Raw genomic sequence first — 9,169 nt, forward strand, 5'->3', positions numbered from 1 at the left:
TGTCGAGTTTCCTAGTCCAAAACAGTAAATATTGTAGTCACAACACGTTTTTAGGCTCATGACGGGTTAGCCCCTGTGTCATGGGCTTTTTTAGGCCTTTGCTGTGTCTACCACTGTACAATGCCAGACAGAGCTAGATTGTCCGGTTTGTCTTTAAACAGAGAATAAATAGATTTTGTGTCAGGGTCAACATGACCAAAGAAAATAAAAATTAATATTTCTTCAATAAATGCAAGGAAGTAATTAAAGAGCGTTATTCTTACCAACCAGGTTGAGTCGAAAAAAAAAGATGCCAGCACTGTCAGGCAGACGTAAGAGCCGGGTATGCATCATTACCGGTTTTTTAAATAAGTAACCGGAGATTGCGAAGGACAGCCCGAGAAGGATAAAGAATCCCCAAAGAAAGACGATGTTGGCGGTAACCACCTCGGGGAACAGGTGCCAAAGAAACCATGCGGATGCAATGTAAAAGAAGAGGTCAGACACTGAGTCGTAAATTTTGCCGTATGGAGTTACTTGATTAAATCGTCTGGCAAGTAAAGCGTCAAAGAAATCTGTTGAGCCCAACACCAGGTAGGCAGCGAAAAAAAACCAGGTATGTCCGGCCAAAACCAGCCAAAACAGAATCGGAAGTAAGACCAGTCGGGATAGGGACAGGGCACAGGGCAAGTTTAGTTTGAGCAAACGCAACCCTTCTTTCAGTTTTATGCTCTCATCATAGCATATGGAGTCGCAGTTGCCAAAGCACAGCAGGTAATTGAGAGACTATAGCGAATATTCTCCTTATGGGAGGGGTTGCCTTGCTAGCTATTTTAAACAGTTGCACAATCTCCGGGTATGAGGGCATACTTACTAGGGTCGAAGTCAATGTCGCCCGGGGATTTCCTCATTTTGAGATCGTTGGCCTGGCTGACACAGCAGTTAAAGAGTCGAGGGAACGGGTGCGGGCGGCTTTGGGCAATACTGGATTCAGGATGCCTGACGGCCGAATTACCGTAAACTTGGCGCCGGCATCTGTGCCTAAACACGGGCCAGTTCTTGACTTGCCGATTGCCCTGGGGATATTGTTGGCCAGCCGTCAGATACCCGACTCGGAGATATTGCGTTCGGCGATGATTTGTGGTGAATTGTCACTGGAGGGGTTGGTCCAGCCAGTGCGCGGGGTGCTGTCAATGGCTTTAACTGCCCAGGAGCAGGGACTGAAACAAGTAGTTGTCCCCGCAGCCAATGCCGATGAGGCGGCGGTGTTAGAGGAAATCCAGGTCTACGGAGCCGAAACCCTCACTGGGTTGACAAAGACTGGTCATACCTTTACACCCTGGCAACGGGGTAAGAGTCAAGAGAAAGCGCAAACGGGAAATGATTTTGTCGACGTCAAAGGCCAGCATATGTTAAAACGCGCCTTGGAAATTGCCGCAGCCGGTGGACATAATATACTGATGATTGGCCCGCCTGGCTCAGGAAAAACAATGCTGGCTAATTGTTTGCCGTCAATTATGCCTCCGCTTACATACAACCAGGCGCTGGAAGTAAGCCGGATTTACAGTGTGGCAGGCCAATTGGGGGACCGGGGATTGATAAGACAGCCGCCTTTTCGCAGTCCACATCACTCTGCCAGTTATGCGGGCATTGTGGGCGGGGGCGCCGTGCCCCGTCCCGGGGAGGTCAGCCTTGCTCATCACGGAATCCTCTACTTGGATGAGTTCCCTGAGTTTCGCCGGGAAGTGATTGAAGTATTGCGGCAACCAATGGAGGCTGGTGAAATTACCATCGCCAGGGCCCGGGCCAGCTTTCGGTTTCCTGCCCGATTTTTACTGGTGGCCTCTGCCAATCCCTGTCCCTGTGGCTACTATGGAGTAGAGGCCGCGGAATGCAGATGCTCGCTGAGCCAGATCCAGAGGTACCGCGCCCGGTTCTCCGGACCGATACTTGACCGAATGGACATCTGGATTGATGTGCCGCCGGTTAGCTACCAGCAATTGCGGGATAAACAGGAGACGGAGCCATCCAGCGCTGTTCGATACAGGGTGATCCAGGCCAGGGAGGTGCAAGCCCAACGCTTTGGCGCACCGGGGGCAGTCAACAGCCAGATGGACCCTGGAGCTATAGAAAACTATTGTGGTCTTGACAGGGAATCGGAGCGGCTTCTGGCCGCGGCGTTTAACAGACTTAGTTTCAGCGCCCGTGCCTACCAGCGTTTGTTAAAGCTCTCGCGGACAATTGCTGATTTGGCCGGTCATGAACAGATACAGTTTATCGATGTTTCCGAAGCTTTATCATTCCGCAACCTCCATTGGGAAAGGATTGAGTAAAATGAACCCCATAATCTCTGCCTGTCATCTACACGTGGCGGCCGTTCTCAAATTGGGAGACTCGGCGGTTGATGCCACCGCTGGCAATGGCAACGACACCCTCTTTTTAGCCCGGCTGGTTGGAAAACAGGGGGTTGTACATAGTTTTGATATTCAACAACAGGCCATTGACAACACCCAGGCCTTATTACATGCCCACAGCCTGGAATCTCAAGTGCGGCTTCACAAGCAGTCTCACACCGAAATGAGCAAATATTTAATGCCTGGGACCGTTGGTGCTGTACTGTTTAATCTTGGATATCTTCCCCGAGGAGATAAGACGCTGGTGACAAAACCGGAAACGACAGTTATTGCCTTGAATGCGTCTATATCACTGCTCCGGCCAGGCGGCTTGGTTGCGATTGTTACATATTCCGGTCATTCAGGCGGGGAAGTCGAGGAACAGAAAGTGGCTGAGTTTTGCGGCGCCCTTTCTTCCCGGGACTTTTCGGTTCTCAAGCTTGAACTGATAAATAAGCCCAACTCGCCGCCTCGATTATGGCTGATTTATAAGGCTGTTAAATAACAGTTATGCCCCCTGTTGCATATGCTATAACACATCAATAACAGGGGGCTAAATTATGTATCTGCGTGGACAGATTGTCGACCGGGACACGGGTCAGAGTTTAGAAGGAGTGTTGGTGGAATGTTGCGGTAATCAAGGGTGCTTCCACACATACAGCAATCGCCGGGGCAGATTTCAGCTCAAGGATTTGAGGCCGGGGCATTGGTCAGTGGCGATTGTTAGGCCTCCCTATACCGAGAATTACAGCCAATGTTTCGTTGGGAAGCAGGATGTATTTATTGCCCGCAGCCTAGAGCTGCCGGGGCTGGATGATGACCCCGCTGTGACCGGTTAATACCCCAATACAATCAAGCTGTCTAAATGGCTTAAAAGATTCTCGGTGTTATCCCGAATTCGTTTAGCAGTCAGCTCAAAAGAGTTTTCCGGGGCATTGCGGACAATTCGCCGAATTGGGACACAAATGATTCCATGGCTGACCAAACTCGATTCCAACATTTTGTACAGGGCAAGCCATACTTTTGTATAGAGATTGCTGCGCTCAATCTCAATCGCTATTTTCTTATCTGGATGATAAAAGTCCACCTCAAACTGGCTGGGGGGTTTAAACAGTGGAAACTGTTTATTAGTTACAGAGTGACAGAATCCGAGGCCTTTCAAAGTTGGCGCCAGCGTCAACTCTATTTTTTTACTCTTTTCATGTTTTGTGTCACGAATCATCTCAATGTATTCTCTGTGCTCTGCTATCGCGGTGAAAATATCATTAAGCACAGGTTGAGTAAGTTTGTTTTTAACTATATAATAGTAGGGATAATTCATTTCCGTGCTCCTTTAGTTGGCTTAAAAAGAAGGTGATAGAAATTATACTTACTGCCAAACAGATTTTTACTGGCGATGCCTTTACCGGGCCGGGGGCGGTAAAATTGCTGAGCAAAAAAATACATATGCTTTCACCTGTTCAGTCAGACGCCACTGCAGAATTAATTATGCCGGGAATAATTGATTCCCATGTGCATCTATTGGGGACCGGACTGGCGATGTTGGAACTGCAAGTAAATCATTGCCGTGATCTGAACGATCTACATAGAGTTGTGAACGATTATTTGGACCAGTTCACTGGCACCTGGGTGATCGGGCGCGGTTGGGATCAAAACAAACTTGGATTTGAACTTGACAAGAGACTTTTGGACTCGCTTTGCCCTGAGCGCCCGATGCTCATGTATCGGGTATGCGGCCACGTGGTGGCGGCCAATACTCAGGCGCTGGTTGCAGCCGGAGTTAATCGGCAAACTGACGACATACCCGGCGGGGTAATTAAACGAGATGACCATGGCGAACCAACTGGAGTCTTTGAAGAAAGGGCCATGGAGTTATTCGAAGGTAGTATACCCGTTCCTAAGCGGGAGTTAATCACCTCCGCTCTTGATAAAGCGATTAACTACGCGCACCGGTATGGCATTACCGGGGTTCAAACCGACGACCTGGAAGTGGTTGGCGATTATAATACGCTTTGGAGCTATTATCAGCACGCAATTGAACAGCTTCCTCTGCGGGTTCAATTGCACCATCGAATTCGCGCGCTCTCTCAGCTCCAGGAGTTTTCCTATATAAAAAAACAGCAGCCGGACACCGAGTTTATCCGGGTTGGCGCAGCTAAGTTGTTTTTGGATGGCTCCCTGGGCGCCAGGACAGCAGCATTACTGGCCGATTACAGCGATCAGCCGGACACTCGGGGCGTGCTGGTTTATGAAGATGCAGAGCTCAGGGAGATTGTCGCTTTCGCTGAGCAGCATTCTGTGACACTTGCTCTGCATGCTATTGGTGACCGGGCAATTGAGCAAGCTCTAAACGCCATCGCCGCTGTCAGAGGAGCGGATTCACCCGGACCGGTGAAACACCGCCTGATTCATTGCCAGGTTACCAATACCAGGCAAATTAAACGTATGCGTAATCTGGGAATAATAATCGAGATACAACCCGGTTTTCTACAAACCGATATGGATTGGGTTTGGTCCCGGGTCGGCACTGACCGCTTGCAGACCAGCTATTGCTGGCGGTCCTTGGCACAATCCGGGTTAGTCCTGACAGGAGGGTCAGATGCGCCAGTTGAAGATCTCAATCCCTGGCATGGAATAGCCACCGCTGTTACCCGAACCAATCAGGCCGGTGAACCTGCTCGGGGCTGGAACCGTCCCGAGGCCCTTGACCTACCTCAGGCCTTAACTGCTTATACCGCTGCAAGCGCCTTATTAATGGGGTCAGATTTCGGCTCTGTTGCAGCCGGGAAGTGGGCGGATCTTGCGGTGTACAACGATTTCGATTGTGACAAGCTTGCTGCTAATCGCCCTAACCGGGTGATAATTGCAGGGCAAACAGTTTATCAGAGGTGAAACAATTGACCAAACCGAAAGTAATGGTCGCCATGAGTGGTGGCGTCGACAGTTCGGTTGCCGCAGTAATTCTTAAAGAACAAGGATATGATGTGGTTGGCGCCACAATTAAACTTTGGCCCGAATACATCGAACCTTTAGATGAAGGTGGGTGTTGTTCGCTGTCAGCCGTGGAGGATGCCCGGCGGGTTGCGAACAAACTGGAAATCCCCTTCTATGTGTTAAATATGCAGGCTGAGTTTCAAAAGCTGGTAATTGACCGGTTTTCCGCTGAATATGCCCGGGGAAGGACGCCTAATCCGTGCATTGAGTGCAATCGGTCGATCAAATTCGGCAAACTGCTCTCGATGGCTAAGAAGTTAGATATCGAATATGTTGCCACTGGACATTATGCGCGCATTCATTTTCAAGACGGGCGTTATCGTTTATTGCGGGGAACCGACAATCACAAAGATCAGAGCTATACACTGTATGCATTGGGACAGGAGCTCTTGGCCAAAATTTTGTTTCCGGTCGGCGAGTACACCAAAGACCAGATTCGTGCCAAGGCTTCTGAAATTGGGCTGAGGGTGGCCAACAAGCCCGACAGTCAGGAGATTTGTTTTATCCCTGACAACGATTATAAACAGTTTCTTGAGTTGCATGGCCAGGTACATTCGCAGCCAGGGGATATCGTTGATCAACAGGGCAATGTGCTGGGAAGACATCAGGGGATACACAACTTTACTATTGGCCAGCGAAAGGGGTTGGGCATAAGCGCCGAAGCTCCCCTGTATGTCATTGATATAAACCCGGAAACCAATCAGATTGTGGTGGGGCATAATTTGGAGGTTTTCAGCCGCAGTTTTAGGGTTGCCGATTTTACATGGACCAGCGGAGTGACCCCGTCGGCGCCTTTTACAGCGGAAGCTAAAATTCGCTATCACGCCGATCCGCATCCAGCGGAGGTTATTCCCAGCGGGGATTTTGTTCAAATCAGGTTTTTAGAACCGCAGCGGGCAATCACTCCCGGGCAATCGGCAGTAGTTTATGATGGGGAGGAAGTTTTGGGTGGAGGTATTATCTTGTCCAGAGATTAATAGGGTATAACGGGTTGTACTTTATGGAGGTGAGAAGATGTCAAACAATGACTACACTCAACAGGAAAAACGGAAAATAGCCGCGGAGCGGGCCCAGGAGCTGCGCTCAACGATTCAGGACTATTTGGATGTCCGCGATTCAATCCCTTCCGGACGTGCGCTTGCAGACAGAATCAATCAACAGAAGCAAAAAATACTCACGCTTTTGGGCGGGGATGACAAAGATTGGGATAACTGGAAATGGCAAATGCGCAACCGTATTGCCGATGTCAACACCATGGCGCAGATAATAGACCTCACCGAAGAAGAAGTCGGACAAATCAACAAAACCGGGGCTAGCTTCCGTTGGGCTATTTCTCCCTACTATGCCTCGTTAATTGATCCCGATGATCCCAAATGTCCGGTTCGGCTGCAGGCTCTGCCCAGCATTCAGGAGTTAGAGGACGAGTACGGTATCCTTGATCCGATGGCTGAGGAGTTTACTTCGCCGGCGCCAGCAATCACGCGTCGCTACCCAGACCGTTTGATCATCAATGTAACCAATCAATGTGCCATGTACTGTCGTCACTGCCAAAGGCGCCGCAATATTGGGGAGGTAGACCAAAACACTTCTAGAGAGGATCTGCAGGCGGCCCTGGATTATATTCGGGCCAATCCCGAAATTCGCGATGTTTTGGTTACAGGCGGCGACGCTTTAATGTTGTCCGACCAGCTATTGGACTGGCTGCTGGGCGAATTGCATAAAATTGAGCATGTGGAAATCAAGCGACTTGGAACCAGGACACTGGTTTCAATGCCCCAGAGAATTACCGATGAGCTCTGTGCTATTTTAGAGAAGTACCATCCCTTATTTTTGAACACTCAATTTAACCATCCGCTGGAAATTACGGAAACTGCGGCTCAAGCGGCTGCCAAGCTGAGTAAAGCTGGCATTCCCCTGGGCAATCAAGCTGTTTTACTGGCCGGGATAAATAATGACTACAATGTAATGAAAAAACTGAACCATGAGTTACTCAAGGTCCGGATACGGCCGTATTATATTTTCCACGCCAAGAATGTCAAGGGAACATCCCACTTCGCCACCAAGATAGAAACCGGATTGGAAATCATGGATAAACTGCGTGGTTATACTTCCGGAATGGCAGTGCCAACATATATTGTCAACGCGCCTAAAGGGATGGGCAAAACGCCCTTAGTTCCTGAGTACCTTATCTCCTTGGATGGAGACAAGGCTCGCATCAGGACATGGGAAAAGAAAACCCTGGAGTATCCAAATAAGTAATTTCCACTCTGCCTCGGCTGCGGTCGGGGCTTTTGTTTGACAAATTGCCCGATACTTGTTATTTTTAAGAAAAATTTACTGGGGAGAGGGAATAATGTCTGGGGGTAATTCCGCTCAATGGCTGGCGGTGGCAAATATCCATGGAATCGGTCCACGGACAATAGCGGAAGTATACCGGAAACATGGGAACATTGATATTTTTTTCAATGCCGGAGCCAATCAGCTGGCCGAAGCCCTCGATACCTCTGTGGCAAAGGCCAGGAATATTATGGCGTCTATCGACCTGTCGGAGGCAATGGAAAAACTGCAGCTTTGCAGCAAACTTGCGATCAAGTTACTCACGCTGGATTCACCTGCATACCCGCCACTCTTAAAAAGGATTTATGATCCGCCGCCTGTACTCTATTACCGTGGCTCGCTTCCATGCTCCGACAAAAAATTATTGGCTGTGGTGGGTTCACGCAAGGCGACCGAATATGGCCGGGTTGTTACCGCTAAACTCACCGAAAACTTAGTTCGTTCCGGACTGGGAATTGTCAGCGGGCTTGCTCTTGGTATAGATGGAGCCGCCCATAGAGCTTGTCTGGAGGCCAAAGGTTATACAGTGGCGGTGCTTGGATGCGGCTTGGATCGCACTTATCCGGCAAAACATATACAGTTGAAACAACAAGTAGAGGATTCGGGTTGCGTAATATCGGAATTTCCACCGGGAACTCCTCCTGCTGCGGGAAATTTTCCTCGTCGCAATCGCATTATCAGTGGCATGTGTCAAGGTCTGCTTGTTGTGGAAGCTGCAGAAAAGAGTGGTGCAATGATTACTGTGGGGTTTGCTTTGGAAGAGGGCAGAGACGTTTTCGCAGTGCCGGGTAATATCAACAGCCCGCAAAGTAAAGGGACCAACGGTCTGATTCAGCAGGGGGCAAAGCTTGTTTTGGACGCTACGGACATTCTGGAGGAATATGGAATATGCTCCCTGCCACTGAATGTCAAGCAGGAGCCAGGCATTGACTCTGACCCGGTGCTTGAGTATATTGATTTTCAGGGCGTTACTTTGGATGAGCTGGTATTTTTAACCGGCTTGTCGGCAAATATCCTGCTGGCCCGCCTGGTCAGTCTGGAACTAAAAGGTCTGGTTGCCAGATTACCTGGACAGAAGTATGCCCGGTGTGCCGATTAGTCCTACGGTAACATGTCAACCCCCTAATTTATGAAATTGGAAATTATTTTTGCCCTGTTCCTTAAAAAAGGGTGCGCTAAAATTAACCCCAGCCCAGAATGTCAAAAACTGGGGAATGGCGAAGGAATCTGTCGGGGATTTCCTAATTTCCCACCTTCCTTCTTGGCGTGTAGATTTGATCGTTGCGTAGCAGCGCATCAATCAAACGCACAAGTTTTCTTGCGGTTAAGACGAGGGCTCTTTATGCTGGTGCTTCGGCACTTCATGATACTTCTTCAAATAATAGCTTCTAAACTCAGGTTCATATCTCATTACCGAGTTGGCAGCCTCAACAAGGTAAAACCTGAGGTAGCGATTACCTGATCGA

General features: G+C 49.2%; 9 protein-coding genes and 1 pseudogene. 7 read left to right on the forward strand and 3 right to left on the reverse strand.

Annotation, left to right across the window (positions count from 1 at the left end):
- Positions 1 to 243: 243 nt before the first annotated feature.
- Positions 244 to 753, reverse strand: coding sequence for a CDP-alcohol phosphatidyltransferase family protein (locus FH749_06670; GenBank protein MTI95158.1), 510 nt, complete (start codon positions 751 to 753; stop codon positions 244 to 246).
- A 32-nt stretch (positions 754 to 785) separates the two neighbouring features.
- On the opposite strand from FH749_06670, the gene FH749_06675 reads away from it, so the two are divergent.
- The 3 genes from FH749_06675 to FH749_06685 are packed head-to-tail and all read left to right on the forward strand — an operon-like array spanning position 786 to position 3,211.
- Positions 786 to 2,312 (forward strand): YifB family Mg chelatase-like AAA ATPase, encoded by a 1,527-nt coding sequence (locus tag FH749_06675; GenBank protein ID MTI95159.1) that lies wholly within the window; start codon positions 786 to 788, stop codon positions 2,310 to 2,312.
- 1 nt (position 2,313) lies between these two features.
- On the forward strand, positions 2,314 to 2,877 hold the full coding sequence (locus tag FH749_06680) for a methyltransferase domain-containing protein (GenBank protein MTI95160.1): 564 nt from the start codon (positions 2,314 to 2,316) through the stop codon (positions 2,875 to 2,877).
- Positions 2,878 to 2,932: 55 nt separating this feature from the next.
- A complete protein-coding gene (locus tag FH749_06685; GenBank protein MTI95161.1) occupies positions 2,933 to 3,211 on the forward strand; it encodes a carboxypeptidase regulatory-like domain-containing protein in 279 nt (92 codons plus the stop codon).
- Here FH749_06685 and FH749_06690 read toward each other — a convergent pair.
- Positions 3,208 to 3,693, reverse strand: coding sequence for a hypothetical protein (locus tag FH749_06690; protein ID MTI95162.1), 486 nt, complete (start codon positions 3,691 to 3,693; stop codon positions 3,208 to 3,210). The two genes, FH749_06685 and FH749_06690, sit on opposite strands and share 4 nt — an antisense overlap.
- Before the next feature lie 104 nt (positions 3,694 to 3,797).
- Between FH749_06690 and FH749_06695 the strand changes: the two genes are divergently transcribed.
- The 4 genes from FH749_06695 to dprA all read left to right on the forward strand — a co-directional run bounded on the left by FH749_06695 (position 3,798) and on the right by dprA (position 8,802).
- Positions 3,798 to 5,264, forward strand: a complete 1,467-nt coding sequence (locus FH749_06695; protein ID MTI95163.1) for an amidohydrolase — start codon at positions 3,798 to 3,800, stop codon at positions 5,262 to 5,264.
- 23 nt (positions 5,265 to 5,287) lie between these two features.
- Positions 5,288 to 6,343 carry a tRNA 2-thiouridine(34) synthase MnmA gene (mnmA, locus tag FH749_06700; GenBank protein ID MTI95164.1) on the forward strand — a complete coding sequence of 352 codons (1,056 nt, stop codon included), beginning with the start codon at positions 5,288 to 5,290 and terminating at the stop codon, positions 6,341 to 6,343.
- A 37-nt stretch (positions 6,344 to 6,380) separates the two neighbouring features.
- The gene (gene eam, locus FH749_06705; protein MTI95165.1) at positions 6,381 to 7,625 is read left to right on the forward strand and encodes a glutamate 2,3-aminomutase; all 1,245 of its coding nucleotides are present in this window, start codon (positions 6,381 to 6,383) and stop codon (positions 7,623 to 7,625) included.
- A 94-nt stretch (positions 7,626 to 7,719) separates the two neighbouring features.
- Positions 7,720 to 8,802, forward strand: coding sequence for a DNA-protecting protein DprA (gene dprA / locus FH749_06710; GenBank protein MTI95166.1), 1,083 nt, complete (start codon positions 7,720 to 7,722; stop codon positions 8,800 to 8,802).
- Between the two features lie 142 nt (positions 8,803 to 8,944).
- On the opposite strand, the pseudogene FH749_06715 reads toward dprA, so the two are convergent.
- Positions 8,945 to 9,169 (reverse strand): annotated as a pseudogene (locus FH749_06715) (IS110 family transposase).

The organism is Bacillota bacterium (genome assembly GCA_009711825.1).
GTDB lineage: Bacteria > Bacillota > Proteinivoracia > UBA4975 > VEMY01 > VEMY01.

Excerpts from the sequence above, each read along its gene's own strand:
- eam (MTI95165.1), top strand. The coding sequence starts at position 6,381 with ATGTCAAACAATGACTACACTCAACAGGAAAAACGGAAAATAGCCGCG.
- FH749_06690 (MTI95162.1), bottom strand. The coding sequence starts at position 3,693 with ATGAATTATCCCTACTATTATATAGTTAAAAACAAACTTACTCAACCT.
- FH749_06675 (MTI95159.1), top strand. The coding sequence starts at position 786 with ATGGGAGGGGTTGCCTTGCTAGCTATTTTAAACAGTTGCACAATCTCC.
- FH749_06680 (MTI95160.1), top strand. The coding sequence starts at position 2,314 with ATGAACCCCATAATCTCTGCCTGTCATCTACACGTGGCGGCCGTTCTC.
- mnmA (MTI95164.1), top strand. The coding sequence starts at position 5,288 with ATGGTCGCCATGAGTGGTGGCGTCGACAGTTCGGTTGCCGCAGTAATT.
- dprA (MTI95166.1), top strand. The coding sequence starts at position 7,720 with ATGTCTGGGGGTAATTCCGCTCAATGGCTGGCGGTGGCAAATATCCAT.
- FH749_06685 (MTI95161.1), top strand. The coding sequence starts at position 2,933 with ATGTATCTGCGTGGACAGATTGTCGACCGGGACACGGGTCAGAGTTTA.